The 16,947-nt window shown below is 33.4% G+C and carries 13 protein-coding genes; 12 read left to right on the top strand and 1 reads right to left on the bottom strand.

Annotated elements, in window-relative coordinates; genetic code table 11:
* The first annotated feature begins 31 nt into the window (after positions 1 to 31).
* The 8 genes from recA to mutS all read left to right on the top strand — a co-directional run bounded on the left by recA (position 32) and on the right by mutS (position 9,658).
* On the top strand, positions 32 to 1,024 hold the full coding sequence (gene recA / locus ACHAJD_RS03835) for a recombinase RecA (RefSeq protein ID WP_435584545.1): 993 nt from the start codon (positions 32 to 34) through the stop codon (positions 1,022 to 1,024).
* A gap of 284 nt (positions 1,025 to 1,308) precedes the next feature.
* On the top strand, positions 1,309 to 2,874 hold the full coding sequence (gene rny, locus ACHAJD_RS03830; RefSeq protein WP_435584544.1) for a ribonuclease Y: 1,566 nt from the start codon (positions 1,309 to 1,311) through the stop codon (positions 2,872 to 2,874).
* Positions 2,875 to 2,921: 47 nt separating this feature from the next.
* Positions 2,922 to 3,437: an NUDIX hydrolase gene (locus ACHAJD_RS03825; protein ID WP_435584543.1), complete on the top strand. Its 516-nt coding sequence runs from the start codon at positions 2,922 to 2,924 to the stop codon at positions 3,435 to 3,437.
* A 4-nt stretch (positions 3,438 to 3,441) separates the two neighbouring features.
* Positions 3,442 to 4,200, top strand: a complete 759-nt coding sequence (locus tag ACHAJD_RS03820) for a TIGR00282 family metallophosphoesterase (RefSeq protein WP_435584542.1) — start codon at positions 3,442 to 3,444, stop codon at positions 4,198 to 4,200.
* Between the two features lie 13 nt (positions 4,201 to 4,213).
* The gene (gene miaB, locus ACHAJD_RS03815) at positions 4,214 to 5,662 is read left to right on the top strand and encodes a tRNA (N6-isopentenyl adenosine(37)-C2)-methylthiotransferase MiaB (protein WP_435584541.1); all 1,449 of its coding nucleotides are present in this window, start codon (positions 4,214 to 4,216) and stop codon (positions 5,660 to 5,662) included.
* A complete protein-coding gene (locus tag ACHAJD_RS03810) occupies positions 5,649 to 5,981 on the top strand; it encodes a YlbF family regulator (protein WP_435584540.1) in 333 nt (110 codons plus the stop codon). The genes miaB and ACHAJD_RS03810 overlap by 14 nt, the downstream gene beginning before the upstream one ends.
* Positions 5,982 to 6,086: 105 nt before the next feature.
* Positions 6,087 to 7,079: a hypothetical protein gene (locus tag ACHAJD_RS03805; RefSeq protein ID WP_435584539.1), complete on the top strand. Its 993-nt coding sequence runs from the start codon at positions 6,087 to 6,089 to the stop codon at positions 7,077 to 7,079.
* A gap of 14 nt (positions 7,080 to 7,093) precedes the next feature.
* The gene (gene mutS / locus ACHAJD_RS03800; RefSeq protein WP_435584538.1) at positions 7,094 to 9,658 is read left to right on the top strand and encodes a DNA mismatch repair protein MutS; all 2,565 of its coding nucleotides are present in this window, start codon (positions 7,094 to 7,096) and stop codon (positions 9,656 to 9,658) included.
* A gap of 45 nt (positions 9,659 to 9,703) precedes the next feature.
* Here the strand turns inward: mutS and ACHAJD_RS03795 are convergent, their stop codons facing one another.
* Positions 9,704 to 11,632, bottom strand: a complete 1,929-nt coding sequence (locus ACHAJD_RS03795; RefSeq protein ID WP_435584537.1) for a beta-propeller domain-containing protein — start codon at positions 11,630 to 11,632, stop codon at positions 9,704 to 9,706.
* A 146-nt stretch (positions 11,633 to 11,778) separates the two neighbouring features.
* Between ACHAJD_RS03795 and mutL the strand changes: the two genes are divergently transcribed.
* The 4 genes from mutL (at position 11,779) to ACHAJD_RS03775 (ending at position 16,933) form a co-directional block, all read left to right on the top strand.
* Positions 11,779 to 13,524 carry a DNA mismatch repair endonuclease MutL gene (mutL, locus tag ACHAJD_RS03790; RefSeq protein ID WP_435584536.1) on the top strand — a complete coding sequence of 582 codons (1,746 nt, stop codon included), beginning with the start codon at positions 11,779 to 11,781 and terminating at the stop codon, positions 13,522 to 13,524.
* On the top strand, positions 13,521 to 14,423 hold the full coding sequence (gene miaA, locus ACHAJD_RS03785) for a tRNA (adenosine(37)-N6)-dimethylallyltransferase MiaA (RefSeq protein ID WP_435584535.1): 903 nt from the start codon (positions 13,521 to 13,523) through the stop codon (positions 14,421 to 14,423). Before mutL ends, miaA begins: the two co-directional genes overlap by 4 nt.
* A 184-nt stretch (positions 14,424 to 14,607) precedes the next feature.
* Positions 14,608 to 15,120, top strand: coding sequence for an NADH-quinone oxidoreductase subunit NuoE family protein (locus ACHAJD_RS03780; protein ID WP_435584534.1), 513 nt, complete (start codon positions 14,608 to 14,610; stop codon positions 15,118 to 15,120).
* Between the two features lie 4 nt (positions 15,121 to 15,124).
* Complete coding sequence (locus tag ACHAJD_RS03775; RefSeq protein WP_435584569.1) at positions 15,125 to 16,933, top strand: NADH-ubiquinone oxidoreductase-F iron-sulfur binding region domain-containing protein; 1,809 nt, start codon at positions 15,125 to 15,127, stop codon at positions 16,931 to 16,933.
* Positions 16,934 to 16,947 lie beyond the last annotated feature (14 nt).

Genomic DNA, 16,947 nt, shown 5'->3' with positions numbered 1-16,947 from the left:
TCGTATGATAAAGTGAAGAGGAGGTAAAAATATGGCAAAAGATGATCGTAAAAAAGCGTTAGACTTAGCAATGAAAGAAATAGAAAAAGCCCATGGTAAAGGGGCAATTATGTTACTGGGTGCAGATGCTGGAACTAAAAATATGGATAAGATTTCAAGTGGTTCGCTAGCACTAAATCAAGCACTTGGTATTGGTGGATACCCTAAAGGACGTATCATTGAAGTATTCGGACCAGAATCATCTGGTAAAACAACGTTTGCGCTTCATGCAATTGCTCAAGCGCAAAAAGCAGGTGGATTTGCAGCCTTTATTGATGCAGAACATGCACTAGATCCTAAATATGCTAAAAGTTTAGGTGTTGATATTGATAACTTAATTATCTCTCAACCAGATACAGGAGAACAAGCACTAGAAATTACCGAAGCTTTAATTCGTAGTGGTGCGATTGATATGGTGGTTATTGATAGTGTTGCAGCCCTTGTACCAGAAGCTGAGATTCGTGGAGACATGGGAAGTAGTCATGTTGGTTTACAGGCCCGTCTTATGAGTCAAGCAATGAGAAAACTCTCAGGAGCCATCTCAAAATCAAATACCATCGCTATTTTTATTAATCAAATCCGTGAAAAAGTTGGGATTATGTTTGGAAATCCTGAAACCACACCAGGTGGGCGTGCGCTAAAATTTTATAGCAGTATTAGAATTGATATTCGCCGCGGTGAGCAATTAAAAATTGGGAATGATATTATCGGGAACCGTACTAAAATTAAAGTAGTTAAAAACAAAGTTGCGCCACCATTTAAAAGCGCAGAAGTAGATATTATTTATGGAACGGGTATTTCAAAATCAGGTGAAATTGTTGATTTAGCCGTAGAATTTGAAATCATTAAGAAAAGTGGTTCTTGGTTTTCATACAATGACGAGAAAATCGGTCAAGGCCGTGAAAACGTTAAGAAGTACTTAGAAGATACACCAGTATTATTTGAAGAACTAGAAGGAAAAATAAAAGAAAAACTAGGTATATAAGAAGTGTGCAAACACTTCTTTTTTTATTGGATTGATTGATTTAGAAATACTTTAAACCGATATATTAACCCAAGCAAACAAAAAATATAGTTTTAATTTAAAAAGGTTTATAAAAACGGCATGAATAAATAGTTTCTATTAAGTGATATTCATTGACTTAAAAGCGGGTTTTCATGTATAATGAGAAAGTAAAACCTTATTTTCTACTCAAAATCTATAAAGTTAATAAGTAACCTTTTAAATAAAAAACGAAATATTAAATGAATATGAACGGAGGATTTAATATGCCAAGTACAATCATATTAATCATCTCCGGTTTGCTATTATTAGTAGTGGGTGTTGCCATTGGTGTTATCACCCGTGCTATCCTCGTTGAACGAGGGTTTGAAAAAGCTCAAAATCAAGCGAAATCAATTGTTGATGAAGCGTTAAAAACAGCTGAGAAAACAAAGAAACAGACTCTTCTTGAAACAAAACAAGAAATACATAATTTACGATTAGAACTCGATAAAGAATCAAAAGAGCGTAAACGTGAACTTTCTAATATGGAGAATAAGTTATTCCAACGCGAACAAACGTTAGACAACCGTTCGCTTAATTTAGATAAACGTGAGCAAAATATAGATCGTAAAGAAGAGTCGATTGAGCAAAGAAAGAAAGCCTTAGACGAGCAAAACAGCAAGCTAGAGAGTTTAATTGAAGAACAAAACGTAAGACTACAAGAAATTGCACAAACCACTGTAGAAGAAGCACGTGACTTAATTTTCAAACGAGTAGAAAGTGAAATGAGCCACGAAATAGCGCAATACATTAAAGATGCAGAAGAAGAAGCAAAACATGAAGTTGATAAAAAAGCAAAACATCTTCTTGCATTCGCATTACAAAAATACGCACAAGATGTTACAAGTGAAAGAACTGTCAGTGTCGTAAACCTTCCAAATGATGATATGAAAGGTCGTATTATCGGTCGTGAAGGTAGAAACATCCGTACAATTGAAGCATTAACAGGTGTCGACTTAATTATCGATGATACACCTGAGGCAGTCGTGTTAAGTGGATTCGATCCAATTAGGAGAGAAATTGCCAAACGCGCGATTGAAACATTAGTCAGTGATGGTCGTATCCATCCAGGACGTATTGAAGAAGTAGTTGAAAAATCAAGAGAAGAAATTGACCGTTTTATAAGAGATAAAGGAGAAGAAGCAGTATTTGAAGTTGGAATAGGTAAAGTCCATCCAGATATTGTAAAACTTCTAGGTCGCTTACATTTTAGAACTAGTTATGGTCAAAATGTTTTAAGACATTCAATTGAGTGTGCATTCTTAGCAGGAAAAATGGCTGCTGAGTTAGGTGAAGATGAAATTTTAGCGAGACGTGCAGCATTACTCCATGATATTGGTAAAGCCGTTGACCATGAAATTGAAGGGTCACATGTTGAAATTGGTTCTAATATCGCAAGTCGTTACAAAGAACCCCTTGCAGTTATTGATGCCATCGAATCTCATCATGGTGAAAAACCAGCTAAAACCATTATTGCTGTATTAGTTGCTGCGGCTGATGCACTAAGTGCAGCAAGACCAGGAGCACGTAGCGAATCGCTTGATTCATATATTAAGAGATTAGAACAGTTAGAAGAGTTATCTCTTGCATTTGACGGTGTTGAGCAAGCTTATGCAATTCAAGCCGGAAGAGAAGTACGTGTCATTGTTAAACCAGATCAGATTGATGATGTTTTAGCCCATAAATTAGCGCGTGATATCAAACAACAAATCGAAGAACAAATGTCTTATCCAGGTACGATTAAAGTAACTGTAATAAGAGAAACCCGTGCACAAGATATCGCAAAATAAACTAAAAGGCCTTCCGTCTGGAAGGCTTTCTCATTAAGAGGTGCCTAATGGAAAAATTTGATATTTATGACCACTATGGTAGACAAACTGGAAAAACTTCAGCAAGAGGATCTAACTTAAAAAAGGGTGAATATTTTCCTGTTGTTCATATTTGGATAAAAGATCAAGATGGATCCTTTTTAATCCAGCAAAGGGCTAAAAAAACCGATCCAGTTCCTTATCAATGGGCGATTGCTAGTGGGTTAGTACAATCAGGAGAATCACCAATCGAAAGTGCTATTAGAGAAACCCGTGAAGAAATTGGTTTATCTTTTAATGAAGATGATTTAAAATTACTTAATAAGGTTGTAACTAGTGAAGGTCGTTATCAAACGATAACCTATATTTACTTAATTGAGACAACCATTGATCAGTCAAAAATTGTTCTTGATAAAGAAGAAGTATTGAATATTCAAAAAGTTAGTCTACAAACTATTAAAAAGATGATTCAAGAAAATACGTTTTGGGATTACCCAAAACTATTAAGATTCAACGAATATTTTTCGTTGCTAGAAAGTAGTTAAAATTATGAAAATATTATATGTTGGCGATGTTTATGGTAAAAAGGGTTTAGAAGCTTTAGATATGTTTTTAGCAGAAGTGAAACGAGATACGAACTATCACATTCTAATCATTAATGGTGAAAATGTTGCAGATGGCTTAGGCATAAGAGAAAAAGAGTACAAAACACTTATGCAACATGGTGCCCACGTTATTACACTTGGTAACCATAGTTTCTCAAAAAATGAGTTATTTGATTTCATCGATGATGCTAAAATTGTTAGACCGTTAAATTATCCTAAAAACACGCCAGGTAAAGGCATATTAACCATTAATTATAACGGTAAAAAACTTGCTGTTATTCAAGTAATGGGTCGCGTATTTATGCATGATCCACTGAATAATCCGTTTGAAGCACTCGATGATATTTTAGAAAACATCGATGCCGATTATATTTTCTTAGATGTTCATGCAGAAGCAACCAGTGAAAAGTTAGCGATAGCCCATTATGTTGATGGACGCGTAACGGCGGTTTGTGGAACACATACTCATGTTCAAACCAATGATGCGATGCGCCTACCAAATGGAACCTTTTATATTACAGATGTCGGCATGACCGGTGTAAAATACGGTATTTTAGGTGCGGATAAAGATTTAGTTTTAAAGAAATTCACATCTGGTATGCCCATCCGCATCCAACCATCAAATGATACAGTGTTACAATTTAATGCAGTACTTATTGACTTATTAAACCAAACGATTAAACCAATAAGTAAATCCAATTAAACAAGGTGATAAAATGGCAAAAGATTACTCAAAATTTTTCAATAAGCCTTCTTTACAAGAAGCACGTAAACGAAAAACAAAAGATACTGTTACCATCGATTTCGATGAACATGTAAACTTAAAAAATATAGGCGTAGATAAGAAATATCTTATCCAAACTTTTGGCTGTCAAGGAAATGAAGCAGACTCCGAAACAATTGTTGGGATACTAGAACAACTAGGATTCACAAAAGCAAAAGATGAAACAGAAGCAGACTTCATTTTACTTAATACATGTGCCATCAGAGAAAATGCCGAAAACAGAGTATTTGGTAACATAGGACGTTTGAAAAAATATAAACGTACGAACCCTGACTTAGTACTTGCTGTATCAGGATGTATGCCACAAGAAGAAAAGGTCGTAGACAAACTGTTAAAGAGTTATCCTTTTGTTGACCTTATTTTTGGCACGCATAATATCCATAAACTTCCTTATTATTTAGAAAGTGTTATGTACGCAAAAGAACGTGTAATTGAAGTATTCAGTGATGAAGGTCAAATCATTGAAAATCTTCCTAAAAAGCGCGACCATAAATATAAAGCATGGGTAAATATTATGTTTGGTTGTGATGAATTTTGTACCTATTGCATTGTTCCCTATACCAGAGGTAAAGAACGCTCACGCGACCCACAACATATTATTGATGAAGTTAAAGAACTTGCTGAACTAGGGTATCAAGAAGTCACGCTCCTTGGACAAAATGTAAATTCATATGGTAGAGATTTTACCGATAAAGACTATACATTTAAGCATTTATTAAATGATTTAACTAAAACATCAATCCCACGTGTCAGATTTACGACCTCACATCCAAAAGACTTTGATGAAGGCACTGTAGAAATCATCGCCAAATCAAACAATATTATGCCTCATATTCATTTACCTGTTCAATCAGGCAGTGATTTAGTACTAAAAAAAATGAATAGAAAGTACACTAAAGATAGTTACCTATCTCTTATTAATACAATCTATAAACATATTCCTGATGCGGCCATCACAACAGATATTATCGTTGGGTTCCCTTATGAAACAGAAGAGGATTTCAACCAAACACTTGAACTTGTTGAAGCCTCAGCCTTTGAAGGAGCATTTACATTTATTTTCTCTGCAAGAGAAGGTACACCCGCTGCTAACTATGAAGACACAACGTCAATCGAAGATAAGAAAGCGCGTCTACAACGACTTAACAAAATCATTAATGAAGGCTACTTAAAAGGAAATCAACGTTTTGTTGATCAGGTCGTTAATGTGTTAGTAGAAGGCGAAAGTACTAAAAACCCTGAAGTCTTAGCAGGCTATACAGAACACTATAAATTGGTTAATTTTAAAGGTGATCACAGTTTAATTGGAAAAATCGTTCCGGTTAAAGTAACCGAAGCTAAAACGTGGTTTTTATTAGGTGAACTATATGAAAGCGCTTAAAGAGTTAAAAGATTATTTGGCAAATAGTGAAACCGTAAAAGCATTTAATAAAATTGAAGCCATCATCGAAGAAAATGAAATGTATAAAAATGCCTATAATGACTTACTAAATAAACAAAAACGTATGGTTCAAAGTGAACATACGAATCGTAAAACTTATGCACAAGATAAAGCAAGTTATGAAGTGGCTAGAAAAAAACTTGAAGATCATCCAGTCATTCATCAATATTTGATCTTACAAGAAGAAATAAACGAAGAGTTACAAGCCATCACTTCACTCATAGAAGTGGCATTAAAAAAACCTTTCAATATGGATTGAAAGGTTTTTTAAACTAATGGGAAACTGCTTTATTAAAAGATTTCCATTGAATTTAACTTTTAAACAAGTTATAATAAACATAGTTTTAATGAAGGAGTGGATTTTATGACTAAAGAACAAGTTACCCAAGAAGAATTTATATATCTTTATTCAAAGAAAGTTAAAATTTCAAAACTCGTAGAAGAGTTTGTGGTCATTCCATCAACCGAAATCGTAAAATATCTTAAAAATAAAGAACTGTTTTTACCCAACTATATTCATAAAGCTATTATACGAAAAAATATTGCACCAATTATTGCAAATGCGGATAACGATGACAAATTTTCCGATGAAATGAAACACCGTTTAAAATGGTTTGATGATTATACTATTTTTCAACTCGAGCGTTTAGCTGAAAGCTACCGTATTGAAATTAACGTTAATGAATACAAAAAAGACTTTTGGGATATCGTTATTAGACACCGCGCTGATTTAGGAATTAACAACTTAGAATTTGTTAAGTTGCAAAACCTAACCATGAAATACCAAAAATCTTCACCAGAAACTTATGACACATTAAAAAACCAATTTGAAACCATTTATTTTGAACCAAAAGGCTATTTCGAAGGATGTAAAATTGATGAAGCTAAAGATGTTTTACTCAATTCAACGACTTTAACTGATATCCGTGATCTCGGTAAAAAATATAATGTAGAAATCCCAAGACGTATTAACAAAAAACAGCTTATTGATATTATTGCATTAAAACTCGAGTTAAGTGATACTGAGCAAGAAGAGTTAGGTAAACAATCCATTCTAGAACTAGAACGTTATGCAAAAAATAAGAAAATTAATATCTCTATTGAATTAAAAAAAGCAGATATGATAGAATATATTCTTCTTAAACGCGAATTACCACGTGTGCCGTTACACGAAGAGAGTCTAAAAATCTTTGAAGGTATGAATATCGAAGAATATCTTTATGAATCAAAATTTGAAGAAATCACACATAAATTTAATGTTCAAAAGAAGAAGCGCCAACGCCTTATAAGAAATATTGTGATTAGTTTAATCATTATCGCAGCTGCAATCGCCGTGGTGGTTCTTGACATTATATAAAAAAGGTGAGTGCTATGAACATCAATAAAAACGATTATACACCGATGATGCAACAATACCTATCCATAAAAGAAGACTATAAAGATGCTATAGTCTTTTTTAGATTAGGGGACTTTTATGAAATGTTTTTTGAAGATGCGTACTTAGCAAGCCGTGAACTAGAAATTCAACTTACCGCAAGAGATGCAGGAAGTAAAGAACGCGTTGCCATGTGCGGTGTGCCGCACCATGCAGCAGAAAGTTACATTAACCGATTAGTAGAAAAAGGGTATAAAGTAGCTATATGTGAACAAATTGAAGAAGCAAGTGCCACAAAAACTCTTGTTAAACGAGATGTTGTTCGTGTGGTTACACCAGGAACAAACATTGACGATATTAATGCCGCAGAGTACTATATTGCATCGGTTGGACTTAGTGAATATTTTTACTCGATTGCCTACGCAAATATTTCTACCGGTGAATTATACGCATTAAAAATAGCTAAAGATATGAATGCGTTGGTTAACGAACTCTCAGCTATTCCTTTAAAGGAAGTAGTTGTTTCCCATCAATTTGATATAAGTTATATCAAGCATTATACAGACCACGAAGGCATTACAATTTCGATTCATAGCGACACGGATATCGATACACTTTTTGATCATTTATACAAACATCTACCAACACCGAATGAACAAAAAACAGTGAAACGTTTGCTAAGTTATGTGTTAAAGACCCAAAAACGTGCATTGATGCATATTAAAAAAGCCGAACATGTTGAAGCAACCTCAACAATGAAAATGGACGCAAACACTATTCGTAGTTTAGAACTCGTAAGAACCATGAGACAAAATCATGAAAACGGCTCTTTATATTGGTTACTAAATAAAACACAAACCGCGATGGGCGCACGTTACTTAAAAAAACAGCTATTAAAACCGCTATTAAATAAAGAAGTATTACAAACGCGTTACGATATGGTTGATATATTAAACAAAGAATTTATTGTCACAAACGAACTTAAAAACCTTCTTAAAAATGTCTACGATTTAGAACGTATTGTTGGTCGCATTTCCTATGGAAATACGAACGCCAAAGACTTAGTTCAATTAAGAAAAAGTTTAGAAGTATTACCAAAGTTTAAAGAAAAGTTAGCGTCATTTAATATTACTTATGCCACGTTTTTAGCAGATTCAATCAATCCATTAGAAGACGTTTATAGCCTGTTAGATAAAGCTTTACTAGAAGAGGTCCCTTTAACTATCAAAGAAGGAAACATGTTTAAAAAGGGTTATTCTGTTGCTTTAGACGAGTTAAAAGACATTCATTTAAATATAAAAGAATTTTTAGAACATTTTGAAGCTGAAGAACGTGAAAAAACAGGCATCAAAAAACTTAAAATTGGCTATAATAGAGTTTTTGGTTATTATATCGAAGTTCCAAAGGGCCAAATTGAAAATGTTAAAGATGAGTTTGGTTACACAAGAAAGCAAACCCTAGCGAATGCAGAACGTTATATTACCGAAACATTAAAAGAAAAAGAACAAATCATTCTTTCAAGTGAAGAAAAAAGCATTAAGTTAGAATACGAACTATTTATAGAATTAAGAGACTCAATCCGTGAAAAACTTTCAATCATTCAAAAAAATGCCGAAATCATTAGTGAAATTGATATGTTTATCGCATTTAGTATTACGAGTGAGCGTTATAATTTTGTTCGTCCAACATTACATGATAAACATGTTATTGATATAAAAGAATCACGCCACCCTGTAGTTGAAACAGTACTAGAAGAGGTGTTTATTCCAAATGATATTTACTTAGATGAGTCGACGCATATCGCATTAATTACAGGACCGAACATGAGTGGTAAATCTACGTATATGCGTCAACTAGCGATTACCGCAATCTTAGCACAAATTGGATCTTATGTTCCCGCAAAAGAAGCAAATCTTCCTTGTTTTGATCAGCTGTTTACACGTATTGGTTCTAGTGATGATCTTATTAGTGGTAAATCTACTTTTATGGTTGAAATGCTCGATGCAAATCATGCCATTCAAAACGCCACAGAAAAATCATTAATCTTATTTGATGAAATCGGTAGAGGAACCTCTACTTACGATGGGCTTGCGATTGCCCAAGCGATCATTGAATACATCCATCAAAAAATTGGATGTAAGACTTTATTTTCTACGCATTATCATGAACTTACTGAATTAGAAGAAACGCTAAAACATTTAAAAAACATTCATGTTTCTGCAGAAGAAAGAGAAGGTCAAATTCATTTCCTTCATAAAGTAAAACGTGGAAAAGCAGATAAGTCCTATGGGATAAATGTTGCTTCACTAGCTAAACTACCCCCATCACTTATTAAAAGAAGTGAAAAAATATTGAAGTATTTAGAAACTTCATCTAAAGAACTAGAACTAAATTTATTTAATTTAGATCAACACATAGTAGAAGAAAAAGTAGAAGAAATAACGCATCCGTCTCAAGATATTATCGATCAACTTGATACACTAGACGTTGATCAATTAAAACCGATTGAGGCACTAAATTTAATTTATGAAATAAAACGCAAATTAAAAAATAGACAATAAAAAAACTCAGTTCAAAATCGAACTGAGTTTTTAAATAGTATAGACTTATTCATTTAAGTTTAGTCGTAGCATTAAGGCTTGAGTTAGTTCAAAGTCATTACGCATATCATGAGAAGTTATCGCTTCATTTGAAATAACAAATAAGTAATCCCCAATATAGACTGCACGATTAACACTGAAATTGAATCCGTAATAGTAATGCCAATCTTGATTGGTATTATAATCATCTTTGTATTGATCATATAAATCAAAATGTGTAATAATCTTTTCAATGGTAATTGGTGTTTCACTTTCTTTATCTATATTAAAAATAATATAATCACTGGTTTGTCTAAATTGATGATTAAAGTAATAATAACGCCATATGCTAAATCCAATAAAATCATGTTCTTTAGCGATTAAAATGGCTTTATGATTATGTAAAGCTTCTCCGTATTGCCAACTGTTAGACTCGTTACTTATTACAAGAGGTGTCCCTGTTTCAACAGGTAGTTCTGGATTTGTAATATCATATAAAGCAAGTTTTATGCCAGTAATAAAATCACCATTTGCTTCATAACCAATCCCAATCATAAAGCCATCTTCCCAAGGATGCATGTAGGTACTAAATCCGGTAATTTCAAGTTCACCTTGAATGGTAGGATTAGTTGGGTCGGATAAATCAACGACATAAAATGGATCGGTTAGTTCATAGGTTACAACCGTCGCTTGATCCCCCATAAACCTTACTGAGCGTACCGTTTCTCTAGGTTTACCTAATCCTTCATCAATTAAACCCACAACGCGTAACTCACGGATATTATCAGACTCTACTCTTTGGAAGACATACAAGCGATTCACAACACTATCGCCCCAACCTTCTGTTGTTACCATACGGAAATAGCCGTCATATTCATCCATCGCAAATTGATTAATGATATAACCTTTATATTTCCCTGAACCGCCATAGCTAATAGAACCATCTTCATCAAAGATATAAGACACTAATAAACCATGTTGTTTATAATTACCAAATACGGTATATTCATAATAATGACTTGCTAAGTAGATACCAGTTTGGTTGACATAAATATGCCCCCAACTATACGTTCCTAAAAAGATATCAGTTTCTAATGTAACAGTCTCTTCTAAGAATATAGTCGAAATAATTGTATAAGATTGATAAACAGTATCTGGCAAATACTTAATATCGCTATATTCAGGAACAATCAGCGTATCATCGTGTTTAAAATAAGGACGAGGATCAGCCTCATCTGAACCCGTAGATACATACATCGTAGAAATAACCACTAAACGATCCTCAATAAGTCTAGAGGTTGCCACATGGCCACTTAGTTCTATAGTTGTTTCTAGTTCTAATGTATCTAAAGCATAAATTTCGATAATTGTCATACTTCTAGAATACCAATAGTACCCATAAGTTCTATCATCACTATCACTATCATCACCACTATAAGGTGATATCTCATTGCCTTCAGAATCTATATAAGTATACTGATAATGATATCCGAGAACTACTAAATAATTATCTGTGATATATAAATCAGAATACCAACCATGAAACATATCCATCTCTTGCTGCATCGCGATAACCATTTCACCGCTACTCAGTACTTCAATAACCGTTAATAAGTTATAAGAGATAGTATAAATCATGTTACCATCTGTTTTTACAATATCACCTTCATCAATGCCTTCAACTTGAACATTTGTCTTTGAATGACTTGATGAGCCATTCTCACCAGTACCAGAATCAGCTTCTGGCATTGCATCGGTATCAGAACGGTTTGCACTGAAAAAGTTTAACCACCCACGACTAGTTTGACTCTTCTCAATTAGACGTGCTAAATCAGCTTTATCTTGAACTTGCGCTAATCCAAAATCAGTTTCATCTTTTAAGACACGATTTGATTGACAAGCAGTTAAAAATATAATAGTAAAAAATGTCATTGTTAGTATTAGAAATTTTCGCATGGTAAAACCTCCTATTTAATCTAACTTCATTATAGAACTTATAAATCGAAAAATTCAACATATCATAATCACTTACATAATCTTAGATTTATCTTACGCATTGACGGCATTTCATGTTAAAATATAAGGGAGAAAAAGGTGATATAATGGGAAAAATTATTCAACTTGATGAAGCTTTATCTAACATGATAGCTGCAGGTGAAGTTGTTGAAAATATGGCAAGTGTGGTTAAAGAATTGACCGAAAATGCAATTGATGCAGAAGCTAAGGTTATTGAAATTCATTTAACAGACTATGGCTTAAAAGAAATAAAGATCATTGATGATGGAACCGGTATGGATTCTGATGATTTAATGATGGCTTTTAAACGTCACGCAACAAGTAAAATAAAAACACATCACGATTTATTTCACATTGCTTCACTTGGATTTAGAGGTGAAGCACTACCAAGTATTGCTAGTGTATCAGAACTTACCATTGAATCCTCTACAGATAATCAAAGTGGTAGAAGATTAACTTTAAGAAATGGCGAGATCACTGAAGATACGTTATCAAGTGCTAGAAAAGGCACCGCTATTACCGTAAAAAATTTATTTTATAATACACCTGCACGATTAAAACATCTAAAAAGCGAATCAAAAGAACTATCTATGATTGTTGATTATGTAAATAAAATTGCTTTGTCTCATGCGGATATTCGTTTTACGTTAACACATAACAAACGTACAATTTTGCACACAAATGGGGATAGTGATTTATTAAAAATATTGTATCAAGTGTATGACTTAGATATTGTCAAAAGTATGTTAAAATTTGAAGCTAAAAACACGTATTTTAAAATTAAAGGCTATGTTTGTAAACCATTATATAACCGCTCTAGCAAACAACACATTACTTTAATTGCTAATAATCGATTAATTAAAAATAATCGTGTTTTATCTGCGGTAGTTGAAGCGTTTAAAACGTATTTACCAATTGGAAAATATCCAATTGCTTATATTGAAATTAAGGTAGATCCACTATTAATTGATGTAAATATCCATCCGCAAAAACTAGAAATAAAGTTTACTGAAGAAAATCTATTAATAGCCTTAATAAAAGAAACCATCCAAAAAACCCTAAAAAACGCAGAACTCATTCAACGCGTCTCACCATCTCAAAAATCAGTGGAAAAGCCAAATCAAACTAAAATTGAATTTACTTATGGTAACTTAGTTGAAGAAGAAGATATCACAGTTGATGATTATCAAGTAAACGAACAAAATTTGGAGATTGAATCATTATCTTTTCAAAAAACCTCTGCTAAAAAATTACCTGATTTAGAATATATTGGTCAAGCTTTAGGTACCTATTTACTTTTTCAAAATGATGATGGGTTTTATATGATTGACCAACATGCAGCCGCTGAAAGAATTAGGTATGAACGATACGCTAGAAGAATGTCTGCAAATTCTACTATCACAAAACCGTTACTTATTCCTTTTGATATTCATCTATCAAGCGATGAAATTATTGCCTATGAAAGTTATAAAGATGCCATTGAAGCATTCGGTGTTTTTACAACGATAAAAGATAATAAAACTTTACAAATTACAGAAATTCCAGACTGGTTTTTAGAAGGATTAGAAGAAGCCTATACAGAAACAATCATTAAAACACTACTACAAAATGATTTGCCTTCTAAATCAAAACTTATTGATCAACTAGCGATTGATCTTTCCTGTAAACATTCAATAAAAGCAAACCAGTTTATAAAAAAAGAAGAAGTTGATGCCATCATCAAAGATCTAAACCAAACAGATAACCCTTATCACTGTCCACACGGAAGACCTACGATTATTCATTTTACCCAAAACGAACTTGAAAAACTATTCAAAAGGATCCAATCATGATCATCGTCATTATAGGTCCTACGGGCGTTGGAAAAACAAAACTATCTTTAGAACTCGCCAAATATTACAGTACAGAAATCATATCAGGTGACAGTGTCCAAGTGTATAAAGGGTTAGATATTGGAAGTGCTAAAATAACTCCGAAAGAAATGCAAAATATTAAACATCATATGATAAATATATTAGAGCCAACAGAACCATTTAGTGTGGCAGTATATCAAAAAATGGTAAGACAAAAAATTGAGTTAATTCAAAAAACAAATAAAATGCCGATTGTTGTTGGAGGAACTGGGTTATATATAAAAAGCGTGCTTCATGATTTTAATTTTGATGGTGCTCATCGCGATGAAGCATTTGAAAAACGGTTTAATACAGTTGATAACGAAACATTATATAACCATCTCAAAACAATAGATCCAGAGGCGGTTAGTGAAATTCATGTAAATAACCGTAAAAGAATATTACAAGCACTATATAGAGCTGAACAAGACATCAAAATAAGTGAAGAAAAGTCAGGAAACAAACCCTTATATGACTATCTTATCATTGGGTTAACAATGGAGAGGGCATTGCTTTATGAACGTATCAACCAAAGAGTCGATGAAATGTTTAAAGAAGGCCTAGTAAAAGAAGTCAAAGACCTATATAAAAAAAACATAAATACTCAATCAGTACAAGCCATCGGATATAAAGAACTTTATGCCTATTTTGATGGGGATTATGATTTAGAAAAAGCAAAAGAACTCATAAAAAGAAATACTAGAAGATATGCTAAAAGACAATATACCTATTTCAATAACCAATTAAAGGTTCATTGGTTTAACGTAAACTTAAGTCAGTTTGATCAAACAATAAATGAAGTAAAAAAGCATATTGATTTCCATCTTAAAAGACCATAATAAAAATGGTCTTTTTTTATATAATGCCTAAATAACGCATTAAAAAGATGTATTACAACAAAAAAATAAGTAATACAGAAAATCTGTATTACAAATGTAAACGTTTTTCATTCGAAAAGTGTTTACTTAAATTATTTAATACCCTATAATAAAAACGTGATTAATGAATGAATGGAGGTCCAAAATGAAAAATAAAATATTAGATATAAGTACATTAGATTCAACCCTTTTAAATGACTTGGATACTTATATTGATGCACTTGAAGGTGACAAACAAGAACAACTAATTCATGTCTTGCATTTTGCACAACAACTGTTTAAACATCTCCCTCAAAACTTACAACTTTATATCGCAAGAAAACTTGATTTATCTGGAGCAAGAGTAAATGGTGTTGTAACATTTTACTCTTATTTTAATGAAGAACCAATGGGGAAATATACCATTAGTGTATGTATGGGGACTGCATGTTTTGTTAAAGGTGCAGATAAGGTATTAGAACGCATCTTAGATATAACCAAAACAGAAAAAAACAAAATTTCTGATGATGGTTTATTTACAGTAAAAGATGTTCGTTGTATTGGGGCATGTGGTTTAGCACCAGTTGTGACAGTAAATGAAAAAGTATTTGGAAATGTTAAAGCTAAAGATGTCGATGAAATTATAAGAAGATATAGAGGTGAAACACGTGTTGATTAAATCAATGGAAGCGTTAATTAAACGTAAAAATGAGTTACCTAAAAAATCTGATTATAATATATCTGTTTTAGTATGTGCTGGAACCTCTTGTATCTCTTCTGAAAGTGATTTGATCGTTGAGTTACTTCATGATTTGATAGAAAAAAATAATTTATCTATGGATGTTAATCTTGTGAAAACAGGATGTTTTGGTTTTTGTGGCCAAGGCCCAATCATTAAATTTGAACCAGACGATATTACTTATGTAAGAGTAAAAGTATCAGATGTAGAAGAAATATTTACAACGCATATTCTTGAAGGGACAACGGTTAAAAGATTACTTTATAAAGAACCGAACCAAAAAGAAGCTACTGAAGATTCTAAAGGGATGCGATTTTATAAAAAGCAATTACGCGTAGCCCTAAGAAATTGTGGTGAAATTGATCCTGAAAATATAGGACAATATATTGTGAATGATGGGTACTTAGCCTTAGCAAAGTGTTTAACTGAAAAAACACCTGATGAGGTTATTGATATTATTAAGCAAAGTGGTTTAAGAGGACGCGGTGGCGGTGGCTTTCCGACCGGTCTTAAATGGGCATACACTGCCGCAGTAAAAAGTGAAGAAAAATACGTTATTTGTAATGCTGATGAAGGTGATCCAGGGGCATTCATGGACCGTAGTATAGCAGAAGGTGACCCACATTCAATCATTGAAGCGATGGCAATTGCAGGCTATGCAATTGGCGCAAACAAAGGACTTATCTATATACGTGCTGAATATGGTCTTGCCACAGAGCGTTTACGTATGGCGTTAAAAGAAGCCGAGAAATCGGGGTTTTTAGGAAAAAATATTTTTGATACCAATTTTAATTTTACTATAGAGATAAAACTTGGTGCAGGGGCATTTGTTTGTGGCGAAGAAACAGCATTGATTCGCTCGATGGAAGGTCATCGAGGGGAACCAAATAAAAAACCACCATTCCCAAGCGAAAGCGGGTATCGTGGTAAACCATCATGTGTAAACAATGTAGAAACCCTTGCCAATATTCCGGTTATTATTTTAAATGGCGCAGAATGGTTTGCTTCTATTGGTACAGAACGCTCTAAAGGAACAAAAGTATTTGCACTTGCTGGTCATGTTAGAAATATCGGATTAGTTGAGGTTCCAATGGGAACAACATTTAGAGAAATTATCTATGATATCGGTGGTGGCCATCCAACCGGTAAACGTATTAAAGCCATTCAAATTGGGGGTCCTAGTGGTGGGGTAATTGTCGAAGATTATTTTGATACCGCTATTGATTATGACTCACTCTTAGCCATTGGTGCCATGATGGGTTCTGGTGGAATGATTGTAATGGATGAAGATAGTGATATGGTAGAAATCGCAAAGTTTTATTTAGACTTTACCCAAGATGAATCTTGTGGAAAATGCACACCATGTCGAATTGGAACTAAGCGCATGTTCGAAATCTTAGAACGATTAACGAACATGGAAGGAGAACCTGCCGATTTAGAACGTCTTGAAGTGTTAGGAAATAACATTAAAAATGCATCTTTATGCGGGTTAGGACAAACTGCTCCCAATCCAGTACTTAGTACAATGAAATTTTTTAAAGAAGAATATGAAGCCTATGCTTATAGAACTAAACGTACAACTTATGCTGTTGATGCAAAAAAATGTATTGGGTGTACAAAATGTGCACGAGTATGTCCAGTAAACTGTATTTCTGGAAAAGTAAGAGAAGTCCATATTGTCGATGAAAGTCAATGTATTGCTTGTGGTGCATGTTATGATGCATGTCCAGTCAATGCCATTATTAGACCGTAAAGGAGGATGCAAAG

Source organism: Liberiplasma polymorphum, from assembly GCF_043951795.1.
Classification (GTDB): domain Bacteria; phylum Bacillota_I; class Bacilli_A; order Izemoplasmatales; family Izemoplasmataceae; genus Liberiplasma; species Liberiplasma polymorphum.
Note: the sequence above shows the minus strand (reverse complement) of the source record. Positions and strands in the feature narration are given on the sequence as shown.